The following is a 22,346-nucleotide window of genomic DNA, read 5'->3' as shown; positions in this document are numbered from 1 at the left end:
ATCGGGATTGCACTCCACCGGCTGCCTCGCCACATAGCGTCCCAGGTGATAGATGCAATTTACGCCTGCTTCCTTCCTGCAAGGACAGTCATTCGGGAAATTCTTCGCCGGCTTTTGTCGCCGAAGCCGGCTTCACTGACTTCGATTGTGTGGCGGATCAAAGGAGATGGCTCGTCTTCGACGGGTTCGAGATAGCATGAGCACAGCGCAAGCAGAAATTTCCACCATTCTCATGGATAAGGTTGCCGACTGGCTGACGCAATCGGCGCTGGCGGGCAACGACCTGGAAACATTGGTAAAGGGCTTTTGTGAACGGCTGGCTGCTGCCGGCCTGCCGCTGAAGCGGGTGCATTTGAGTTTTTCGATGCTTCATCCGCTTTATGACGCGCTTGGCTTCACCTGGCTTCGCGGCCAGGGCCTGGAAGTGGAGGGCTTCCGCAGCGAGAACGGCGTTCATTCCGACAGATTCCTGACCAGCCCATACTACCATCTGCTCAGCAACAAGCTCGACCACCTGCGGCGACGGCTCGACCCGTCGGTGCGGTCGGAGTTTCCTGTTTTCGATGACCTCGGGCGTATGGGCGTCACCGATTACATGGCTTTCGTGCATCCCTTCAACGGCGATACCAGTCAGGGCATGATGGGGTCCTGGTCGACCGACAGTGCTTCAGGCTTCAGCGACGGCATGATTTCGGCGCTATTGCGTATCCAGAACTATCTCGCTATCGCAACCAAGATGGCGGTGCTCACCAAGCTCGCCGACAACATGATGACCACTTATCTTGGCGGCGACGCCGGCAGGCGCGTGCTGGATGGTCAGATCAAGCGCGGCGAGGGGGACACAATCCGGGCCGCACTTGTCATGGGCGATATGCGCGGATCGACAAGGCTTGCCGAAACCTCCGGTCGCGAAATCTATATCGATACGCTGAACCAGTTTTTCGATGCCATTGCTGCACCTTTCAATCGCAAAGGCGGGCAGATCATGAGTTTCCTGGGTGATGGCTTCATTGCCGTCTACCCCTGCGAAAGGCATCGCTCGCAGTCCGAGATCGCCTGCCAGGCTGCTCTTGCGGCAGCGCACAAGGCCAGCGCGCGCATGATGGAGCTCAATCTGCGCAGAAAGGAGCAGGGGTTGGGCGACATAAAATTTGGTATTGGCCTGCATGTCGGCAATGTGATGTTCGGCAATGTCGGGCTTACCGACCGGCTGACATTCTCTGTCTTCGGCTCGGCTGTAAACGAGGTCCAGCGTCTCCAGACCCTGACCAAGAAATATCCGCACAGCGTTCTCGCCAGCAAGGACTTCGCCAGCTATTGCGGCGCCAACAGCTGGCTGACGCTCGGCACGGAGGAACTGGCGGGTATCAAGCAGAAGCTGACGGTGCTTTCACCCGATCTGTCGGGTGCTCTCGCACTCGATGAAGACGCTGCGCCGATTCACGACCGGATATCGGACGCCGAGCAGGTCATGCTGCTTCATCGCGATGCCGCGCGGCTCTCGGCGAGCGACCGGAGGAAGCTCCAGTAACCGACACGATCCGTTCCGAACGCCTTGGTATGCAGTCCGGTCACCGGTTCCGTCGCGGAATTCGTTTCGAATCCAAGTTGCTCTGGGCTGGCAATGCGCTAGTCTTGCTTTTTGGGTCTGCCGCCCGGCAGACTGCCAGAGTGGGGCTGGTGTGAGAATGAATTCGGGCGTCGATCTGCTGCGGATAGAGGATCTTGGCATCTCTTTTGCCATTATCGGGGGACCGTTGCATGCCGTCAGGCGTGCAAATCTTCGCGTCCTTCCCGGCAAGGTTACCGCGCTGGTGGGCGAGTCCGGTTCCGGAAAATCGGTTCTCAGCCAGGCAGTAATGGGCATTTTGCCGAACACAGCCCATGTTCGCGGCCGTATCCTGTTTTCCGATCCAGAAAAGCCCGGCACGACGCAGGATATCCTGCAGATGCCGCGTGACGGAGCCGAAATCCGGGCATTGAGAGGCAGCCGCATCGGCAAGATCTTTCAGGAGCCGATGACATCGCTGTCGCCGCTGCACACGATCGGCAACCAGGTCAGCGAATCCCTGCAGATTCATACGCCCATGGCTCGGGCGGAGCGCAAGGCGCGGACCGAGGAAATGCTCGGTCTTGTCGGCTTTCCCAATCCCAAGCGCGCCTATGACATGTATCCCTTTGAACTTTCGGGAGGATTGCGGCAACGCGCCATGATCGCAATGGCGCTTATCTGCCGGCCTGCATTGTTGATCGCCGACGAGCCGACGACGGCGTTGGACGTCACCATCCAGGCGCAAATCCTGCAATTGCTGCGGGGGCTTCAGACCAAGCTGAACATGGCGATGCTGCTGATCACGCACGACCTCGGCGTGGTCGCCAATGTCGCCGACGAGGTGGTGGTCATGTACCATGGCGAGATCATGGAAATGGGGCCCGTCGAGGCGATATTCCGCCGGCCGGGCCACCCTTACCTGAAGGGCCTGATGGCAGCCGTTCCGCATTTCGACCTGAAGCCTGGTGAAAGGCTAAAGGCGCTCCGCGAGGTGCCGGTGAATGTCGGGAACCTGCTCGGCAAGCAGACTGCGCCGGTATCGAAGGGGCCGGACGACATCCTGCTGTCGGTGAGGGATCTGACAAAGACCTTCACCATCCGCAAGTCCGGATGGTTCAGCGGGGGGCATCAAACCTCTGTTCGCGCCGTGGACGGCGTGAGCTTCGACATCAGGCGTGGTGAGTGTCTGGGTCTGGTCGGCGAAAGCGGCTGTGGCAAAACCACTGTCAGCAAGATACTCATGCGGGCCATCACCCCCAGCGGCGGTTCCGTGATCTTCAACGGCCGCGATGGACCGACCGACGTCCTGGGCGCCGAGGGAGACGCCCTGCGCATGCTGCGCGCGAAAATCCAGATGGTCTTCCAGGACCCGGTTTCGTCGCTTTCACCTCGCATGACGGTGGAGAACATCTTGAGCGAGCCGCTGGAGATCCATCAACGTGGCAATGCCGCGTCCCGACTCGCCACGGTCAAGAGCCTGATGCAGGCAATCGGGCTCGATCCGCGCTTCATAAAGCGCTATCCGCACAGTTTCTCCGGCGGGCAACGTCAGCGTATCGGCATCGCGCGTGCGTTGGCGCTGGGGCCCGAACTCCTGATCTGCGACGAGCCGGTTTCGGCGCTCGATGTCTCTGTCCAGGCGCAGATCCTGAATCTTCTGAAGGACTTGCAGAAGGAACTGGGCCTGACCTACCTGTTCATATCCCACAATCTCGCGGTGGTGGACTACATGGCAGACCGCATCGCGGTGATGTGCGGCGGGCGTATCGTGGAGCTGGCGCCGCGCGAAATTCTGCTCAGGAAACCGATCCACCCCTACACGCGCTCGCTGGTCGCCGCAGTGCCTTTCCCCGATCTCGACAGGCCGATGGATTTCAAGACGCTGAAACTCAGCGGCGCTTCCGACACCAGCGCATGGGGACCGCAATTCCGCGACGAGGGCGACGAGGATATGCTGTCGCCGCTCGATCTTGGCGGCGGCCACCTCGTGCTGGCCCGACGTTCGGCCGATGTCAGCGAGCTACGCCCTTGATCAGCCGGCGCACCGTCCTTGGGCTCATGACTTCGGTGTTTCTGCCGGGCACGTTGCACGCAGGCGATCTGGAGCCGGAATTTCTTCAGCCGCGGCTGAAGGCACTGGCGCTGCCGGCACTCGCCGAACGCCTGCCCAAGAGCCCGCGCGTGGTGAATCTCGCCGCGATGGGCCGGCAGCCCGGCCAGTATGGCGGCACGCTGCGGACGATCATCGGCAGCCAAAAGGACATCCGGCTGATGACGATCTATGGGTATGCTCGCCTGGTCGGCTATGACGAAAAGCTTAACATGCACCCCGACATTCTCGAAGGTTTCGACGTAGCGGATGATCGCGTCTTCACCTTCAAGATACGGGAAGGGCACAAATGGTCTGACGGCAGCCTGCTGACGCCGGAGGATTTTCGCTATTGCTGGGAAGATGTCTGGCTGAACGAAGAGCTTTCGCAGGGCGGGCTCCCCCCGGTCCTGATGGCGGACGGCAAGCCGCCGCGCTTCGAGATCGTCGATCCGTTGACGGTCCGCTATAGTTGGGAGGCGCCAAATCCCGACTTCCTGCCCAAGCTCGCTGCCGCCTCGCCGCTATCGCTTGTTCTGCCGGCCGCCTATCTCAAGCAGTTCCACAAGAAATACCAGGATCCATTCCGGCTCGGAGGCCTAATGAAGGAGAACCGGGTCCAGAAATGGACGCTCCTGCATATCCGCATGTCACGGCAGTATCGCCCGGAGAACCCGGATCTGCCCACGCTTGATCCCTGGCAGAACCGGACCAAGCCGCCGGCCGAGCAATTCATCTTCGAGCGAAACCCATTCTTTCATAGAATAGACGAGAATGGGCGGCAACTGCCCTATGTCGACCGGATTGTCATGAATGTCAGCTCGTCGGCGATCATTTCCGCCAAGACCGGTGCGGGCGAGAGCGACCTGCAATGCATGGGAATTGACTTTACCGACTACTCCTTCCTGAAGGATGCGGAGAAGCGCTACCCGGTGAAGATTCATCTGTGGAAACGCACACAGGGTTCGCGGTTAGCGCTGCTGCCCAATCTGAATTGTGCCGACCAGGTGTGGCGTGGCCTTTTTCGTGACGTGCGCGTGCGCCGCGCACTTTCGCTCGCTGTGGACAGGCGCGAGATCAACATGGCCGTGTTCTACGGATTGGCCCAGGAAAGTGCCGATACGGTCCTGCCGGAGAGCCCGCTCTACCGGCCGGAATTCGCGAAAGCCTGGGTGACCCATGATCCCGACCAGGCCAATGCCCTGCTCGACGAGGTCGGGCTTCAGGCGCGTGACGATGACGGCCTGCGGATCCTTGCCGATGGACGCCCGGCGCAGATCATCGTGGAAACGGCCGGCGAAAGCACGCTGGAAACCGACGCGCTCGAACTCATCACCGATCACTGGCGCAAGATCGGCGTCGCCCTGTTCATCCGGACTTCGCAGCGCGACATCTTCCGCAGCCGCGCGCTTGGTGGCCAGATCATGATGTCGATGTGGTCGGGCATCGACAATGGCGTGCCGACCGCCGACATGAACCCGAGCCAGTTGGCCCCCACCATCGACGATCAGCTGCAATGGCCGCTCTGGGGTGCTCACTACCTGTCTCATGGCAAGATGGGTGAGGCGCCCGATCTTCCTGAAGTGGTCGAGTTGATGGCTTTGCTCAAACGCTGGAACGCATCGACCGAAGCGACGGAGCGCGCCGAAATCTGGAATTCGATGCTGTCGATCTACACCGATCAGGTGTTTTCCATCGGCACGGTGAACGGAACGTATCAGCCGGTTCTGGCGTCCTCGCGGCTGCGCAATCTGCCTGACAAGGCGCTCTACGGCTTCGACCCGACTGCCTATTTCGGTGTCTACATGCCGGATACATTCTGGCTTGGAGAGTCCTGAGCGTGCTTCGATATATCGTCTGGCGCATTACCGTGATGGTTCCAACGCTGCTGGTCATATCAGCGCTGGTGTTCACGATCATCGAACTTCCCCCCGGCGACTATTTCGACAGTTATGTCGCCGAGCTTCGGGCTCAGGGCGAAGGGGTGGATTCCGATCGCATCGAGATGATGCGCAAGGAATATGGTTTCGACAAGCCGCCGATCATTCGCTACTTCTACTGGGTCGGCGGGATGCTGCACGGCGATTTCGGCTATTCCTTCGAATATGAGCTGCCGGTTCGCGACGTCGTCGGGGACCGAATGTGGCTAACCGTGCTGGTTTCCTTCGTCACGATCATCTTCACCTGGCTCATCGCCTTTCCGATCGGCATGTACTCCGCGACGCATCAATACAGTTGGGGCGACTACGGCCTGACTTTCTTAGGCCTCCTGGGCCTTGCCATTCCGAACTTCATGCTGGCGCTGATCCTCATGTATTTCGCCAACATCTGGTTCGGCACGTCCATCGGCCATCTCATGGACCCGCAATATCTCAGTGAGCCGATGAGCTGGGCCAAGGCGAAGTCGATCCTCGCCCATCTCTGGATCCCGGTCTTGATCATCGGCACCGGGGGCACGGCAAGCATGATCCGGCGGCTGCGCGCCAATCTGCTCGATGAGTTGCACAAGCAATATGTGGTGACCGCGCGCGCCAAAGGCCTTCATCCATTCAAGACGCTGGTCAAATATCCGCTGCGCATGGCGCTCAATTTCTTTATTTCCGACATCGGCTCCATCCTGCCGGCCATCATCTCCGGCGCCGAAATCACGGCGATCGTGCTGTCTTTGGAAACGACCGGGCCGATGCTGATCACGGCGTTGCAGAGCCAGGACATGTATCTGGCGGGGTCGTTCCTGATGTTCCTCGCCTTCCTGACAGTCATCGGTGTCCTGATTTCCGACCTGGCGCTGGCGGTGCTTGATCCACGAATTCGTTTGCAGGGCGGCAGCACCAAATGAAGACGGATTCGCCGCTCCCCGCTCCGGGTGCTCCACTAGAACACTACATTTCCAGCGCGCCCTTTGACCTGCAGTCGGTCGAGGCGATGACGGTGGAGCAGTCGAAGGTCTTTCAGGCGTCGCAGTTGCGGCTGATGTGGTGGAAATTCCGCATGCACCGGCTTGCCCTTGTATCCGGCATATTCCTGGTAGTGCTTTATTCCGGGATACTGATCTGCGAGTTCCTGGCGCCCTACAATCTGCACACGCGCAACATGGACTACATCTATTCGCCGCCGCAGCAGGTGCACCTGTTCCACAACGGCGAGTTCGTCGGGCCGTTCGTCTATGGCCGCCAGATGACGCTGGACATGGACACGCTCAAGCGGAACTACATCGACAACCAGGACGATGTTCAGCGGCTCCGTTTCTTCTGCAAGGGCGACAGTTACCGGTTCTGGGGCCTGATCGAAGGTGACAGGCATTTTGTCTGCCCTGCCGAAAACGGCCAGCTCTTTCTGGCCGGCACCGACAGGCTGGGGCGCGACGTGCTCTCGCGCATGATCTATGGCGCACGCATTTCACTGACAATCGGCCTCGTCGGCATCAGTTTCAGCTTCCTGCTCGGCATCGTCATCGGCGGACTGGCCGGTTATCACGGCGGTATCTTCGACCTGATCGTTCAACGAATAATCGAAGTTCTGCAATCGATTCCCAGCATTCCGCTATGGCTGGCCCTGGCGGCGATCATGCCGATAACCTGGAGTCCGATTCTGATCTATTTCGGCATCACCGTCATCCTCGGAGTGCTCGACTGGACCGGACTGGCGCGGGCCGTGCGTTCGAAGCTTCTGGCCTTGCGCGAGGAGGATTACGTTCTGGCCGCGCAGTTAATGGGCGCCGGGAGCAGCCGCATCATCGGGCGGCACCTCATTCCCGGCTTCATGTCGCATCTAATCGCGACGGCGACGCTCTCCATTCCCGGCATGATCCTGGGCGAGACGGCGCTGAGCTTCCTCGGGCTCGGGCTGAGGGCGCCGATAACCAGCTGGGGCATCCTGCTCACCGAGGCGCGTAGCGTCAACGTGATCGCATTCTATCCATGGCTGCTTTTGCCGATGCTCCCTGTCATTCTCGTCATCATGGCGTTCAACTTCCTCGGCGACGGCTTGCGGGACGCCGCAGACCCCTACAAGTGAGATCGCTGTTCCGCCGCGCGCCGTGCCGCCGTGCTCATCGGCTGCCGGTTCGATTATCGCAGTGTTCATTGTTCGCCTCTATACGCGGCAAGACTTTCGATCGGGGTCGGGGCATCGCCGACTGGGTTCAGGACGAATAATCGCATATGAGCCGCCTCGACAGTTTCATCCGCAGGATGACCGCACAGCGCGACATTCTCGATCTTGTCTGCGCCGAGGTGGCGAAGATGGAGGGGCCTGTGGTCGAGCTCGGCCTTGGTAATGGCCGGACGTTCCACCATCTGCGCGAGCGCCTGCCCGGACGCCGGATCGTGGCGTTCGACCGCGCACTTGCCGCACACGCCAGCTCAATTCCCGAAGCTGAAAACCTCGTGCTCGGCGAAATACGCGAGACGGCGAAGAGGTTCATTGGGATCGACGCCGCTCTTGTTCATGCCGACATCGGCACCGGCTATGAAGATCGCGATGCAGTGACCGCTACCTGGCTTCCCGATCTGATCGCGCGCCTGCTTCGCGTCGGCGGCATCGCGGTCAGCGGCACGCCGCTCGATCACCCGCAGTTGCAGCGCCTCCCGCCGCCGCCTTCTGTGCCCGCCGATCGGTATTTTATCTGCAGGCGCGTTTGAGGGGCGAAGGCGACCCAATCCTTCAGGGGCCAAAACCCTCAGGGGATCGTATACACCGCTATCTCCCGCTCGATGCCGCGCAGCGAGACCTCATGAGGCACAGGCGTCAGCGCATTCCTGTGCAACAGATCGGCGGTGAGATTGTCTTCGACCACCGCACGCGTGGCGAAGATCGCCTGAGCGTTGGCAAGGTTCTGGACCCGCGATGCAATGTTGACCGTCTGGCCGAAATAGTCCTGCCGCTCGTTCATGGACACGGCAATGCAGGGGCCGGCATGAACTCCGATCTTGAGCAGCAGATCCTCGCGCCCGCTTTTGTCATTGAGCGCACGCATGGCATCGCGCATCCTGAGGGCCGCGGCAATCGCACGATCAGGCGTCGCGAAGGTGGCCATCACCGCATCCCCGATCGTCTTCACAACCGCGCCTGCCTCCGCCGCGACGATCTCGTGCAGAACCTGGAAGTGCTCGCGCACGAGATCGAAGGCTGAAAGATCGCCCACCCGCTCGTAGAGCTCGGTCGATCCGCGCAGGTCGGTGAACAGGAAGGTCAGGCTGGTGATCTTCAGTCGTTGGTTGATGTCGAGCGTATCCGTGCGATAGAGATCGCGGAACGTCTGGTTGGTGAGCAGGCGCTTGGCGGTCACGAAGGGCCGGCGCTTGCCGAGGAAATCATGCAATGCATGGCCGGCGATGAAGACCGCCGGAAGCACGCGGGTGTCGGTCCTGTTTTCCAGCGAAATGCGCAACGGGCCGGGTTGCATCTCCAGCGTCTGGTTCTGGACATGGTCGCGGTCGAAGACCAGTGAGAGGCTTCGTCGCTCTGTCACCGGCTCCCCCTTCACGTCGATGAACTGCGCCGAATGGGTGACCGGCTCGAAGACGATGACGAATTGGGACGGGAGCTGTATGTGCAGAACCGCCTTTTCACCGGGCGCAAGCTCGAGATCCTCCAGCGAGAACGATTCCATCTGTTTGGCCAGATCGTCTTCCGGAAGATCGGCGCCGGACCCCCAGTAGATCTGCCGGTAATATTCCGCCAACGGCAGTTCATGTGGACTGTGGGCGGCAATCCTGCGCACGCGGGGACTGACGGTGAATGTCACCTCGACCATCTCGTCGAGGGTCGGCGAATAGTCCTGGGAGCACAGCGCGCAGGTGTATTCGTCCCTCTGCATCGTTTTCAGCGTGGCGTTGGTGTCGAGCACGCCGCCACAGCCGGGGCACAGAACATTCCAGGAAATGTCGAAGATGCCCACCCGCGCCGCATGGAGAAAGGCGCTGATGGCGCGTTCCTCGTCGAGCCCATGCTTGGTGGCGAAGGCCAGCGCGTTGATGCGGCAAAGTTCGCGGTCCTTGCCTTCCGCGATGGTTTGCCGGATCGCGTCGATTGCCCGCGGATCGACGTCGGTCGATTGCCGCAGAAGCGAGAACAGATCCTGAGCTTCGTTCATCGTGCAGGCTCCGGAAAATGCGCCACCCGAGGCGGGTTGACCGGACCGCTCCTTGGTCCGAGTCCGCCATTTTACGCCGAAACTGGCCGTACGGCCATTCGAATAGACAAGCCTGGTGACAGTTCAATTTCCGTCCGCCGATTTTCACCGGCCGCAAGCGGCACTATGATGGTACATTGGGCATGCATTTTTTGGGGGGTCTCCATGCCGACATCCGACAACCCGCCATTTCCGGCGGCCCTGCGCATTTTCTCCTTAGGGGTCATCATCGTCCTGATCGTAGGTGCCGGCCTGTTTTTCGCGCCGGCACTGGTCAAGCCGCGCTGGCCCTGGCCCGTCACGCCATTCAGTGCCCGCTTCCTCGGCGGCTTCTACACCGCCGAAATGGCGGTAATGGCGGCGCTCTTGTTCTGGAATCGCTGGTCGCCCGGCAGGCTGGTGCTCGTCATGGCCTTCATCTTCACCGTCATCGTGTCGGCGGCTTCGTTCATCAATCTCGGCTATTTCAACTTCGAGCGCAAAGCGACCTGGCTGTGGTTCCTGGTCTATCTTGCCTCGGCCGCGATATCCGGGCTGTTCCTGTGGAGGGCAAGGGCCCGTCCGTCAGCCAAAGGCGTGACCCTGAACCCCGCATGGCGCGGCTACATGTTGGTGGAAACGGCGATCCTTGGGCTCTATGGCGTCGGCATGTTGCTGTTTCCCCTGATGGTCAGCAGCACCTGGCCATGGCCGGTCGATCCCTTTCACGCCCAAGTCTACAGCGCCATCTTCCTCGCCGGCGCTGGCGGCGCATATCTCGTCTGGAAAAGCGCACCGCGCGAGGAGCTGCTGGTGCTCGGCCTGGCGCAGTTTCTGGTTGGCCTGCTCGCCATTCTTGGCCTTATCATCACCGACGCTGCGGTGCACCGGATCGACTGGACGGCGACCAAGACATTGTGCTGGCTCGCCCTTTTCGGCTGGATCGGCGTCAGTGGCGGCGTCAAACTTACCGCCGCTTCCCGGTATTTCAGCGCGCAATCGGCATCATAGGGTATAGAGACGGCTGGATTTTCAGGTGATGTCCGGTGCATCGTGCCGGACCGATTGCATCCGCCAGAGCCGCCATGACCAGCACGACCTCCTACGAAATAATCCAGCCGCAGCTCCGGGCCGTCCGGCCAAGCGATGCGGAGGCGCTTTGCGCCATCTTCAACATGCCCGGCTTTCGCTGGGGCACGCTCAGGATGCCGTTCGAGATGGTGGAGCAGGTGGAGCGGCGCATCGCCAAGTCCGGTCCGGAAACCACCTGGATCGTTGCCGAGATGGACGGCAAGGTGGTCGGCCATGGCAGCCTGGTCGTGCAGGGTTCGCCGCGCCGTTCGCATATAGGCGAGATCAACATCGGCCTTGACGATGGCTTTGTCGGCAAGGGCATCGGCTCTGCGATACTCGCCGCGCTGCTTGATGTGGCCGACAACTGGCGCGCCCTGAAGCGGGTCGAATTGACCGTCTATGCCGACAACGAACCGGCCATCCGCCTCTACACCAGCCACGGCTTCGAGGTCGAAGGCCGGCATGTGAAGGCCGGCTTTACCGACGGGCAGTACCACGACCTCCTGAGCATGGCGCGGCTGCGGTTCTGATGACCGCCATCCTTGCCCCAGCCCCTGCGCCTCCGGCGGAAATTCTGGCCGTGCTGTCGCTGCTCTGCCCGGAAGTGGTGCATGACATCGAGCAGAACTGGAATGCGCCGGTTTCCGAATACGCCCGCCATCTGTGGCGGCCGGTGGCAAGGCCTGCATCGGGCGCGGCGATCGCCGCCCGCTCGATCCTGCGCGACGTTCTGCATCAGCGCCTTGCTGCGATCATGCAGCCCGAAGAGATCGGCAAGGCGCTCGACGAATTCGAGCACAGACCGGTGATCCAGTCCGGCCTGCACTGCCTGCTGCTGATGGACCGGATTACCTTCGATGCCCTGCTGCTTGCCTGGCTCGGCGCGGTCGAAAACGGGCTGTCGGCCTTCTTCGGCTTCATGGGAACGACGATGACCATGGAGACCGTGGGCCAGGAGGGACCGGGATGGCTCGATGTCGGCGACGACAAGGTCAACCTGTTTGGCATGGGGCGCCACAAACTGTGCCGCAAAAGCGTCTGCGCGGCCGGTCCCGTCACCCTCAACAGGCGCGCGCTCGAAGCCGTGGGCGACGAAACGGACGCCAGCCGCTGGCTGGACACACTGCTCGCCAGCCAGGACAAGGTGTTTGGAACCGCCGCCGATGCGCTGACAGAACTCAACGAAGACCTGGTCGCCGATTGGGATCGTTCCGGCATGGCCCTGCCGATCTTCATAGACGATCGGCTCGCCGCTTCTGCAGTGGCGCGGCATCTGGAACATGACAGCAGCCTTCTTTCCAGGCTGCTCCTTGAGCCCGCAAGGCGCCGGCGTCTCGAACATGCCTTGCAAGAGGCTGCGTCGGGCCCATTTGGCAGGTTCCTGCCCAACGCCACGGCCTATTTCTGGGGCATCCGCGAGGAACGTGTGCGCAAGCTCGTCCTCGAGAACGGGCAGCTGATCGAGCCTGACCGGCCGCATGGTCTTTCCATCCCGTTCGAGCGGCCGCATCTCAAGCAGGCGCTGCTGGACGGCGTGCTGTTGCCGAACCTGTTCCTGATGGTCCTCGTCCTTGCCATATTGCCGCGCGTGCGGATTGTGGGCGGCCTGAGGCAGATTGGCTATGTAGCGCTCTTCCACTCGATCCTGCTGGCTGCGCTGGATGAAGACGCGCCGGAAGAGCGCGATCTGGCTGCGGAGCTGCAGGTTCGGGAAAATGCCTGGGGCATGCGGGTCATCGATCAAAAGATGTCGGTTCGCGACCAGCTTGCCGGCCTGCCGGAAGGGGCGCTGTTCCCGGACCTGCTCCGGCAATACCGTTTGCGGACATTTGCCGAGGCGACCGACGACCTGAAACTGGTTCGCGAAAACGCCCGATGGCGCAAGATAGGCCGGGCCTCCGGCCTCTGATCCGGCCGCTACCCGGTCATTGCACCACACCGGCCTTGCGGAGCCCGTCGACCATGAGTTCGAAATCGGCAGGGTTCTTGTAAGGCAAGACTTTGCGACGGTATTCCAGCGAATAGTCGGGATTGACGCGAAGCACCTCCTGCCATGCCGCGCGGGCTTCCTCCAAACGGCCCAGATGGCCGTAGCTGGCGGCCAGAAGCGCTCGCGAGACGTCGGTGGCGGCATTGCGAGCCAGCCGTTGCAGCAAGAGGTCAACGGCCTCTTCGTACCTTTCCAGTTGAAACGACGCCAAAGCCTGGAAGTGCAGAAGCACATCCGGAAAGTATGGGTTCAAGGTCTTTCCCCGGGCGAAACTATCGAGGGCTTCCTCGGATCTGCCCGAATAGTACATCGCCTCGCCGAGGCAGACGTGCGCTTCGGCGAAGTTCGGATTGAGGACCAGTGCGCGCTCGACCTCGTCGATGGCCTCATCGTGCCGTCGTGTGTACAGCTTGGCTATCGCCAGCGCCCAGTGCGCCCAGGGATCGCTGTCATCCAGCGTTACCGCTCGTGTCGCGGCTTCTTCCGCTTGCGCCATCGATTCCGGCGGCGACGCAACCCACCTGTTCAGGTAGTCGATTCCGTGAGTGAGAGCGAGGAAAGCGTAGGCAGAGGCAAACTTCGGGTCCAGTTCGGTGGCACGTTGCAAGAGTTCGCGGGCGGCGACGTTCGTGTCCTTCGTCAGCCGGTGCCACAGCTCCCGGCCCCGCAGGAAACAGTCATACGCCTCCGAGTCGCGCGGGTGCTCGGGCGCCCGCCGCTGAGGGGCATCCTCAGTCAGGTTGAGCGCTAGCGCACCGACGATCTGCTGCGTCACGTCGTCCTGCACGGCGAATATATCGGTCAGGTCACGATCGAACCGCTCCGCCCAAAGATGGCCGCCCGAAATTGCATCGATGAGCTGCGCGGTGATGCGCACCCTGTTCCCCGACTTGCGTACGCTGCCCTCGAGTACATGCCGCACACCGAGCTTCGTGCCCACCTCCTGCACATGGACGTTCTGGCCCTTGAAGGTGAACGAGGAATTGCGTGCGATGACGAAGAGCTGCGACAGTTTGGACAGCGCCGTGATGATGTCTTCAGAGATGCCGTCAGCGAAGTAGTCCTGTTCGGCATCACCGCTCATGTTGGCGAACGGCAGGACGGCGATCGACAGCTTCGGCGGCGCTGCCGTCGCCGGCCGGCTCGTCGCGGTTTGCGAGGTCGCGGCCGCCTTGGTCTCGGCGCTGCCGACTTGCAGCGAATAGACCCGGATCGGCTCGGCTATGTTCTTGAGCTGCGTGCTACCGAGATCGCTGACCGAGAGGTCGAGCCGCGCTTTGACCTGGCGATAGGCGTCCTCGGACAGGCAGATGGCGCCGGGCGCCGCGACGCCCTCCAGTCGCGAGGCGATGTTGACGCCGTCGCCCATCAGGTCGCCGTCGCTCTCTTCGACCACATCCCCCAGATGGATGCCGATCCTGAACTCGATGCGACGGTCCTGCGGCACGCCGGCATTGCGCTCGACCATAACGTTCTGAATCTCAACGGCGCAGCGCACGGCATCCACCACACTGCGGAACTCAACCAGCGCCCCATCCCCGGTGCGCTTGATCACCCGCCCGTGGTGCACGGCGATGGTCGGATCGATCAGGTCGCTGCGCAGCGCGCGCAACCTCGCCAAAGTACGATCTTCGTCCGCGCTGGCGAGCCGGCTGTATCCAACTACATCTGCAGCCAGGATTGCGACTAGCCTGCGATTCTCGCTCAAGGGTCCGTCTCCTCATCTCCATGATAGCAGGAAGACGGAGGGGTACGAGAGAACTTTCGCAAACGACGGCCACGCAGCAGCCCGAATCGGCAGCGCTCCGCCACCGGACCCACGGATGCCCATTTGCGCTGCCGCTTGCCGGTTGACGGCTATCGGTTCATCCTTGTGAATACCCTGGCCGTGAAGAGCGTGGCGAGATCACGCGTCATGGCCCCAAGAGCCGGATGATTTCAGGTCGAATCGACCTGAAATCTGAATCCGTCTCTAGGTCAAAGAGATAGAGCATGATGTCGTCCGAAAACCGCTTCACACTTTTCGGGATCATGCTCGGGTGAGGTGTCCATGGACTGCTCGGGCTGCGGTTTCGAGATTGAGGGCGGTTATGCCTTCTGTCCGAAGTGTGGCAGGCGCCAGCCTGTGCCATGCGCCAGCTGCGGCTACCTCTGCGCACCTGATTTCGAGTTCTGTCCGAAATGTGGGGCAAGCGTCGGTGCGCCCGCAAAAGCCGTCGAACGGCCTGATCCGACACCAAGCCGAACCATTGTGCCGCCTTCTCGAACTCCGTCGCTGCTTGCGAACATCGAAAGCGAAGAAGGGCTGCATCCCGTCTCTGACGCCGATCGCCGGACGGTAACGGTCCTGTTCGCCGACCTTTGTGGCTTCACGACGCTCAGCGAGCAGCTCGACCCCGAGGTCATGCAAACGCTGCAGAACGAACTGTTCAAGGAATTGACGGCGGCCGTGCGAAACTTCGGTGGTTTCGTCGACAAATTCATCGGCGATGCACTGCTCGCTTTGTTCGGAGCGCCGGTTGCGCATGAGGACGATCCGGAACGTGCGCTTCGCGCCGCTCTCGACATGATCGCCCGGACGGCGCGGCTCGGCAAAAGCACCTCCCACTCCGGCTCGCCTCTGTTACTCCACATCGGCATAAACACTGGTCCGGTCGTTACTGGCGGATTGGGCATCGGCACCGCCAAATCCTATTCGGTGACCGGCGACACCGTGAATACGGCGCAACGCCTGCAATCGCTGGCCGCACCGGGTGAGGTGCTGGTAGGCGAGCTCACTCACAGGCTGACCCGGCATGCCTTCTCTTACGAGTCGATGGGTGATGTCGTGCTTCGCGGCAAGGCTGGCAGTGTGCTCGTCCATCGACTGGACGCACCGCTAGCGGCGCCGCGCGCAGCGCGTGGGCTCGAGGCGCTCGGCCTCAGTGCCCCAATGATAGGTCGTGGTGCGGAGCTCAATAGAATGCTGGCGAGCCTTGACCAGGCGTGCGGCGGCTCGGCCCAACTTGTCCGCCTCGTCGGAGAAGCCGGTATCGGGAAATCGCGGCTGGTGAAGGAGTTCGTCGCCCGCGTCGGCGACGAGGATCGTTTTCGCAACGTCGCCGTGCGGCAGGCCACGTGCTCACCGCTGGGCGAACAATCATTCGGCGCCTTGGGTGCAGTGGTGCGCAGCGCTGCCGGGATGATGCAAAACGACAATGGGGACGAAATGCGGGGGAAGCTCGCAGGCTTGCTTGCCGATCTCGGCCTGCAGGGCGACGAGGCGAAGCGGCTGATGCCTTTGCTCTACCATGTGCTTGGCCTTGGCGACCCCGATGCCACCTTGCAGCATATAGAGCCCGAGCAGCTGCGGCGGCATATTCTCTACGCAGTCCGCACAATCATCGAACGGCGGCTTGCGCTGTCGCCGCTATTGATTGTCGTCGAAGACCTGCACTGGGCCGACGCCGTGTCGCTCGAGGCACTGCGTTTCGTGATGGACAGGTTGGAACGCACGCGGTTGATGTTGCTGGTCACGCATCGCCCGGCGCCGGACAACGGCCAGCTCGACTCAAGTCGGGTCAGTCACACAGCGCTGAGGCTTTCGCCGCTCAACAGTGATGACGGACGCAGCCTGCTGGCGGCGCTTTTCGGCGAGAGCTGGGTAAACTCCGCAGGAGGGCTTCTCGGTCAGATCCTCGAGCGCGCGGGCGGCAACCCCCTTTTTGTAGAGGAGATCGTTCGCGGCCTTATCGATCGCGGTGTACTGATGCGCGAGGGCCAGCGATGGCGGACTGCGACAGGCGAAGTCGCAACCGGCATTCCCGCCACTATCCAGGCAATGTTGCTTGCTCGCGTCGACCGGCTGCCACAAGAGGTGCGCCGGTTGGCCCAGGAAGCCGCGGTAATCGGCCCGCGCTTCGATGCCACACTTCTGAAAACCGTGACAGCCGACCCCGCCCGGCTAGAAGCCGGCTGCGAACTACTTTGCGATGCGGAAATCATCGAGGAAGTTGCCGGATCAGGATCGGTCTCGTCGCAAAGCTACCGCTTTACGCAAACATTGCTGCAGGACGTGATCTACCAGAATCTGCTCCTGCAACGCCGGACCGAAATCCACGGGCGGATCGGTGCTGCCTTGGAGCAACTGTGCGGCGACAAGCCGGAACGGCTCGAGGATTTGACCGTGCTCGGTCATCATTTCGCACAGAGCGCCGAGCGGGAGAAGGGCGCGCATTACCTGCAGGCGGCAGGAGATCGCGCTCGCATGATATACGCCAATGACGACGCCCTTCGTTTCTACGAGCGAGCACTGACTGCGTTGGACGCGACCGGGCAAACACCGCTCAAACTGGCAATTGCAGAGCGCATAGCCGATTTGAGCGGCCCGGCAGGCCGCCGCGAGATCGCGCACCACCACTACGAGACGGTGTTGCAGGTATACCGCGAGTCGGCCAATCGCGTCGCGTCGGCGCGAGTTTTGCGTAAGATCGGTCGGCTGCTCTGGGACGTCGGCAAGCGGGACAAGGCAGAACCCCGCTATGCTGAGGCGGCAGCGCTCCTCGATGGAGCGGATGCCCCGATCGAGCAGGCGCATCTCTGGCAAGAACGTGGCCGACAGGCGTTCCGTAGCGGAGATCACGCTCTCGCGGCAAAATGGGCAGACGCGGCGCTGGATTGCGTACGCACTCTGACAACGGAGCATGTCTCCGAAGTAGGGCGTGATGCCACTCTTGTGACCGCCGAGGCACTCAATACCAAGGCTGTCGCGCTGGCTCGCCTTGGGCGAAACCGTGAAGCCGTGCGTCAGGTTGAGCATAGCATTGAATTGGCCGAAGCCGCCGGTCTACTGGGCGCGGCCTGCCGCGGCTACACCAATCTCGGCGTGCTTTACACGACCATCGATCCGGCACAGGCGATGGAGGTCTGTCGGCGCGGTCTTGAAGTAGCGCGCCGTATTGGTGATTTGGGTTTCCAGGCGCGCCTCCTCGCCAATCTGGCGGTCGCTTGTTGCACTTTCACGGATCGCTGTCCAACGGAGGGCGTGCCTGCTGCCGAGAAGGCCATCGAGATCGACCGGGCGCTCGACCAGCGCGAGCACCTGCCGGTGCCGTTGATCGTGCTTGGGCAGATCCACCAGTGCAACGGCCGTCCGGAACTGGCGGTTGGGTTGTTCCACGAAGCACTGGACGTAGCCCGCGAAACGGGCGAACCCCAACTGCTGTTTCCGTGCTATGATGGTCTTGCAACGCTTAATCTCGACCTCGACAATCTGGCCGAGGCCGAACGCTACTTTTCCTTGGCGCAGGATATATGCGCCCAGCACGGGCTCGACCCGGAAGCGCTTGTGGTGCTGCCTTTTCTCGACTAGCCGGGTTGGAGGTTGGAAATGTCCGCGCGTATTGACTTGGTGCCACTTCAACCGGGCGACCGTGCGCCCAACCTGATACTCGACGCCATAACCCAGGAAGGCAAGATCGCGCTTGACGACTTTCGCGGACAAAAACCGGTGCTGGTCGGCCTGTTTCGAGGTCTGCATTGTGCGTTTTGCCGGCGCCATATCGCCGCCCAGGCGCGGCTTGATCCGGAGCTGCGTGAAAAGGGCGTGCAGAGCCTGACGGTGGTCAACACGCCGATCGAACGGGCGCGTCTGTATTTCCGCTACCACCCGATGCCGAATCTGCTTGCGGCCTCCGACCCTGAACGCGCTTCACATCGTGCCTTTGGACTGCCCAATCTCGAATTCACCCAAAACGAGACGAACTGGCCGTACAAGGTCTCGATCGCAGCGGCAAAGGATATGCGGGTCGACGTACCAGGCGAGTTGCCCGGTCCAATGGATCCTTTTGCGGCCAGCGAATTCCTCGACAAGAAGGACAATTATGAAGTGACCGAAGCCGACGAGCAGATGATGGCAACGGGACACGGACAACTGATAGGTCAGTTCCTACTGGACCGGCAGGGGATCGTCCGCTGGAGCTTCACGGAGGTTCCAGAGGGTGGGCGATACATGTTTGGGGCGCCAAGCCCGCAGGAGCTGATGTCAGCCGTGTCCCAAGTCGCCCAATAGAGACCCCTGCAGGAGTATGTTCCGGCGATGCAGCTATGTTTTTTGACCGGAAGGGGGCCGAGGCAACGGCTGATAGTTTGCGGAACGCAGTCCCGTCTATCCCTGCATAATACGATAGACAGTCGCATCGCCCTCTACACCTCGAAGAGGCGCATCAAACGCGACGATGCCTCGGCCGGCAAGCAGCTCGCTCACGCCTGGCGCGGAATAGAACCGAGCTGAAGGGTCTCATGTGGAGGGGTTGGGGGTGGTCCTGGATACCATGTTGGTTCATTCACTCCGAAATGATCTGTTGCTCGGGGTCTTGCGACGGGGTTCCCATTCCAAAGCAGGCGTCCCTAAGTTTAGTTCTTGGTATCTGTATTACGGGCGGCGGCGGCCGCATCTTGCTCGATCAGCCGCACGCGCGTGTCGATCTCCGCGGAAATCGGGCGATCGCCGCAGTCTGGTCGCGTGAGCCATCGGCAACAGCAATATCTCTAGCGCTCCAAAGGACCGCAAGGTCACGCCGCGAAGCATCTCGTCGATCTTGCGCATTGTGAGCGGAAATAATGACACTGACCAAGTTCACCGTTTAATCGAGCACGGCCTCGACAACGGCAACAAAGTCATCGAGCGATCGGTCCCCACGAATCTCGATGCGCGGAAGATCGAGGGGATCGCAGTCGAGGTCGGCGGGCCCGTGTCTGCCGCCGAAGCCCACGCGATAGCCGCACTCCCTGGCCAGCCGGCCAAGCCGTCGGTCGGTGACGGAGAAGGGTGCCGCGAGCGCCGTGGTTGGCCGACCAGTCCACCGTTCGATGAACATACGAGAGCGCAGGAGCTCGGAGGCCAGGTCAGAACTCGACAGACCATCGATCGCGCGATGCGTCGCCAGATGGCTTCCGAAGAGCGCACCTTCGGCGGAAAGGCGTCGCACCGTCCCGGCGTCCATAAGCTGCGTCGGCGGACCGCTGTCGGCGTCCCACTGTGCACTTTCACCCACCAGGTCCGTCACCAGGAACACTTCCGCGGTCAGGTCGTTCGCGCGCAAGGTCGGCCAGGCATGGTCGGCAAAGTTCTGGAAGCCGTCATCGAAGGTGATGAGAACCGGGCGGCCAACGAAAGGCTGACGGTTGGCGATGGACTCTTCCAGCTGCTCGGACCTAACGGCGTGAAAGCCATTGGCGCGCAGCCATGCCATCTGGCTGGCGAATGCGGCGGGCGTGAGCCGAAAACGGGCGAGCGCGGCCGGACCTTCATCGGCGACGCTGTGATACATGAGGACAGGAATACGCTGCCGCCGCTCGCTACGCGCGACGTCGCGGCGCAAGGCCCGCGCCCCGCCCCAGACGATATTTCGCGCGACCCCGATTCCGATGGGCGCGCGGATCGGCACATGATCTATCATCGGTTCCGTCGCCACATCGTCCGGTGACAGGCGGCGGAAGCGGTCTATGCGATAGAGCTCGGTCTGGATCGATTGCTCGAGGACGAGACCTTCCGTCGCTGCCAGCGTCTCTGCGATCGCTTGTGCACCGAATGTGTTCCAATCGAAGCCAGTCCTTTCAACATTGTCACGCAGCACGAATGCGTGTGCGCTGATGAAACTGCCGCCAGGCGCCAACGCCTCAGCGAATTTTTTGGCAATGCGCCGCAACTCGGCGAGATCATCCAGGTAGTAGAGCACTTCCGAACAGAAGATCAGATCCATCTCTCCCGGCAGCGTGTCGGCGGAGAAATCCAGTACGCCGAACTCAATATTCGGCTGATCGCTGCATCGCGCGCGGGCCCGTCCGACGGCTATGGCGGAGATGTCGGTTGCGGTCAAATGGCCCACTCGCGGCGCCAGCTGCCGCGTGAAGTGGCCCTCCGCGCAGGCCAGCTCAAGCACCCGTCCGATGGGACCGGCAGGCAGAATCTCGAGCTGCCGCTCGTATTTTTCCTGCTCATAGGACGAACCGTAGTTCCAGGGATCCTCGGTCGCGAAATAGCCATTCCAGAACGACGTGCGATCCTTGTCGTGCCTGGCCCGTGCGCGGCGCGGCGCCGCAGGAGGCTCCGCAGGTTCGGCGCTCGACCGAACCAGCTCCCACGCTTGCGTGGCCAATCGCGCGAGTTTGCCGAAGTGGCTGTCCGGATCAGGCTGGCGCTCCGCTGTGGTCAACAGTGCCTCGGCTGCAAGCGTGTTTGACGTGTCGGCACCGGCGTCCTTTTGCGGTTCGATCAGTTCAATCCAATGATCCCTTGTCACTGTCCCGAGTACGCCGAACTGCACGATAGTTTCGATCTGGCCATCCACCATCAGGTAGGCATAGATTTGATCGACACCTTGCGGCAGTTCGGTCGAGGTCGGATTTCGAGCGTCGACGCGAATTCCAAGTGTCCTCGCCAGCCTGCGCGGCGCGGCAAGATCGTCGACGTCGAGAAGCATTTGCTCAAGATGATACTGAACGCGGCGAGCCGCTGCGAGATTGTCCCAGACATTGCCCAGTTCGGTAATCAACCCGGTGATGGCGCCGCCGAACCTGTCCCACCTAGCGGCCAATTGCGCCGGCACCGACAGGCTTCCTACCGCAAGACCATCGACGGCCACCTTGGCGATCTCACGTGCCCATTTGCGTCCTGCCGGAAGCGCGCGCAGGAGCTGCGGGTCGATCGAGCCTGAGCCGCTGCCGCAATCCGACGCGGCATTCCACAACGCGAACCACGCGAGTGCCTCGGAGGCGGTGCCGCCGTTCGCCTCGATCGCTCCATTTGCGTGAGCCGATGCCGGGTGTTTGACCCTGGGATCAGGAGAAAAGCCGCGGGCGATGACGATTTCCGCATCTGCCAGCATCTGCGTCGAATTGCGGGAGAGCGCGTCGGGGCTGATACGATAGAAAGCGAGCGGCTCGTCGACCATCACCCAATTTTTGCCCAGACGCGCGAGGCGCTGCCATAGATCCCAGTCCTCGCAGGTGCGCAGCGACACATCGAAACCGCCCAACCCGACAATTGTCTCGCGGTCGACCAGCAGCGCGTGAGTGGCGATGGCACACTGGCGGGCGAATGTTTCGAAGGGCTGGGTCGCAACCTCCGTCGAGATGCTCGGCGGGGTGAGTTCGTCATCGGGCATCGCGCGCCGGGAACCGCAATAGGCGGCCACTGCAGCGGGAGCGGTTTTCAGCGCGGCCAGCATTTTCGCAAGGAACCCGGCATCCACCCAATCGTCCGCATCCAGAAACATCAGCCAGTGCCCGCGCGCTGTTGAAATCCCGCTGTTGCGGGCGCCGGCGGCGCTGTGCGCGCAGGAGCTCAACCTTCGAAAGCGGGCATCGCGCTCCACATAACCGGCGATGATCGCGGGGGTGCGGTCCGTGGAGGCGTCGTCGACGATGATCGCCTCCCAATCCACTATTTCCTGATCGAGAAGGCAATCAAGTGCGCGCGCCAGCGTTGCCTCCGCATTGTGCGCAGGAACCACGATTGAAACCAAGGGATTATGCGCCACGCCGT

14 protein-coding genes are annotated in these 22,346 nt (G+C 61.7%); 11 read left to right on the top strand and 3 right to left on the bottom strand.

Features of this window, described 5'->3' with window-relative positions; translation table 11 throughout:
* Positions 1–196 precede the first annotated feature (196 nt).
* From ASD99_RS21340 to ASD99_RS21315, 6 genes are all read left to right on the top strand, one after another.
* The gene (locus ASD99_RS21340) at positions 197–1,531 is read left to right on the top strand and encodes an adenylate/guanylate cyclase domain-containing protein (protein WP_056585116.1); all 1,335 of its coding nucleotides are present in this window, start codon (positions 197–199) and stop codon (positions 1,529–1,531) included.
* 157 nt (positions 1,532–1,688) lie between these two features.
* Entirely contained in the window at positions 1,689–3,584 is a 1,896-nt protein-coding gene (locus tag ASD99_RS21335; RefSeq protein ID WP_056585117.1) for an ABC transporter ATP-binding protein, read from the top strand.
* Positions 3,581–5,479: an ABC transporter substrate-binding protein gene (locus ASD99_RS21330; RefSeq protein WP_057144785.1), complete on the top strand. Its 1,899-nt coding sequence runs from the start codon at positions 3,581–3,583 to the stop codon at positions 5,477–5,479. Before ASD99_RS21335 ends, ASD99_RS21330 begins: the two co-directional genes overlap by 4 nt.
* A 2-nt stretch (positions 5,480–5,481) precedes the next feature.
* Positions 5,482–6,480, top strand: coding sequence for an ABC transporter permease (locus tag ASD99_RS21325; RefSeq protein ID WP_056585121.1), 999 nt, complete (start codon positions 5,482–5,484; stop codon positions 6,478–6,480).
* Complete coding sequence (locus tag ASD99_RS21320) at positions 6,477–7,658, top strand: ABC transporter permease (RefSeq protein ID WP_057144784.1); 1,182 nt, start codon at positions 6,477–6,479, stop codon at positions 7,656–7,658. The genes ASD99_RS21325 and ASD99_RS21320 overlap by 4 nt, the downstream gene beginning before the upstream one ends.
* Before the next feature lie 146 nt (positions 7,659–7,804).
* Positions 7,805–8,284: a class I SAM-dependent methyltransferase gene (locus ASD99_RS21315; RefSeq protein WP_056585123.1), complete on the top strand. Its 480-nt coding sequence runs from the start codon at positions 7,805–7,807 to the stop codon at positions 8,282–8,284.
* Positions 8,285–8,322: 38 nt separating this feature from the next.
* On the opposite strand, the gene ASD99_RS21310 is transcribed toward ASD99_RS21315, so the two are convergent.
* Positions 8,323–9,738, bottom strand: a complete 1,416-nt coding sequence (locus ASD99_RS21310; protein ID WP_057144783.1) for an adenylate/guanylate cyclase domain-containing protein — start codon at positions 9,736–9,738, stop codon at positions 8,323–8,325.
* Positions 9,739–9,942: 204 nt separating this feature from the next.
* Here ASD99_RS21310 and ASD99_RS21305 point away from each other — a divergent pair, with 204 nt between their 5' ends.
* The 3 genes from ASD99_RS21305 (at position 9,943) to ASD99_RS21295 (ending at position 12,739) form a co-directional block, all read left to right on the top strand.
* On the top strand, positions 9,943–10,767 hold the full coding sequence (locus ASD99_RS21305; RefSeq protein WP_057144782.1) for a hypothetical protein: 825 nt from the start codon (positions 9,943–9,945) through the stop codon (positions 10,765–10,767).
* A 74-nt stretch (positions 10,768–10,841) separates the two neighbouring features.
* Entirely contained in the window at positions 10,842–11,360 is a 519-nt protein-coding gene (locus tag ASD99_RS21300) for a GNAT family N-acetyltransferase (RefSeq protein WP_057144781.1), read from the top strand.
* Positions 11,360–12,739, top strand: coding sequence for a hypothetical protein (locus tag ASD99_RS21295; RefSeq protein WP_057144780.1), 1,380 nt, complete (start codon positions 11,360–11,362; stop codon positions 12,737–12,739). The genes ASD99_RS21300 and ASD99_RS21295 overlap by 1 nt, the downstream gene beginning before the upstream one ends.
* Positions 12,740–12,755: 16 nt before the next feature.
* On the opposite strand, the gene ASD99_RS21290 is transcribed toward ASD99_RS21295, so the two are convergent.
* Positions 12,756–14,528, bottom strand: coding sequence for an adenylate/guanylate cyclase domain-containing protein (locus ASD99_RS21290; RefSeq protein WP_057144779.1), 1,773 nt, complete (start codon positions 14,526–14,528; stop codon positions 12,756–12,758).
* A 342-nt stretch (positions 14,529–14,870) separates the two neighbouring features.
* On the opposite strand from ASD99_RS21290, the gene ASD99_RS21285 reads away from it, so the two are divergent.
* Both ASD99_RS21285 and ASD99_RS21280 read left to right on the top strand, forming a co-directional pair.
* The gene (locus tag ASD99_RS21285) at positions 14,871–18,170 is read left to right on the top strand and encodes an ATP-binding protein (protein ID WP_057144778.1); all 3,300 of its coding nucleotides are present in this window, start codon (positions 14,871–14,873) and stop codon (positions 18,168–18,170) included.
* Between the two features lie 18 nt (positions 18,171–18,188).
* Positions 18,189–18,869: a redoxin domain-containing protein gene (locus ASD99_RS21280; RefSeq protein WP_056585138.1), complete on the top strand. Its 681-nt coding sequence runs from the start codon at positions 18,189–18,191 to the stop codon at positions 18,867–18,869.
* A 574-nt stretch (positions 18,870–19,443) separates the two neighbouring features.
* On the opposite strand, the gene ASD99_RS21275 is transcribed toward ASD99_RS21280, so the two are convergent.
* Positions 19,444–22,341, bottom strand: coding sequence for a trifunctional glycosyltransferase/class I SAM-dependent methyltransferase/polysaccharide deacetylase (locus tag ASD99_RS21275; protein WP_057144777.1), 2,898 nt, complete (start codon positions 22,339–22,341; stop codon positions 19,444–19,446).
* Positions 22,342–22,346: the final 5 nt, after the last annotated feature.

The organism is Mesorhizobium sp. Root695, assembly GCF_001428185.1.
GTDB lineage: Bacteria > Pseudomonadota > Alphaproteobacteria > Rhizobiales > Rhizobiaceae > Mesorhizobium.
This window is presented reverse-complemented; position numbering and strand designations above follow the sequence as displayed.

What these genes read in the sequence shown, in the direction of transcription:
- ASD99_RS21340 (WP_056585116.1), top strand. Translation starts at nt 197, where the DNA reads ATGAGCACAGCGCAAGCAGAAATTTCCACCATTCTCATGGATAAGGTT.
- ASD99_RS21335 (WP_056585117.1), top strand. Translation starts at nt 1,689, where the DNA reads ATGAATTCGGGCGTCGATCTGCTGCGGATAGAGGATCTTGGCATCTCT.
- ASD99_RS21320 (WP_057144784.1), top strand. Translation starts at nt 6,477, where the DNA reads ATGAAGACGGATTCGCCGCTCCCCGCTCCGGGTGCTCCACTAGAACAC.
- ASD99_RS21315 (WP_056585123.1), top strand. Translation starts at nt 7,805, where the DNA reads ATGAGCCGCCTCGACAGTTTCATCCGCAGGATGACCGCACAGCGCGAC.
- ASD99_RS21310 (WP_057144783.1), bottom strand. Translation starts at nt 9,738, where the DNA reads ATGAACGAAGCTCAGGATCTGTTCTCGCTTCTGCGGCAATCGACCGAC.
- ASD99_RS21305 (WP_057144782.1), top strand. Translation starts at nt 9,943, where the DNA reads ATGCCGACATCCGACAACCCGCCATTTCCGGCGGCCCTGCGCATTTTC.
- ASD99_RS21300 (WP_057144781.1), top strand. Translation starts at nt 10,842, where the DNA reads ATGACCAGCACGACCTCCTACGAAATAATCCAGCCGCAGCTCCGGGCC.
- ASD99_RS21295 (WP_057144780.1), top strand. Translation starts at nt 11,360, where the DNA reads ATGACCGCCATCCTTGCCCCAGCCCCTGCGCCTCCGGCGGAAATTCTG.
- ASD99_RS21285 (WP_057144778.1), top strand. Translation starts at nt 14,871, where the DNA reads ATGGACTGCTCGGGCTGCGGTTTCGAGATTGAGGGCGGTTATGCCTTC.
- ASD99_RS21280 (WP_056585138.1), top strand. Translation starts at nt 18,189, where the DNA reads ATGTCCGCGCGTATTGACTTGGTGCCACTTCAACCGGGCGACCGTGCG.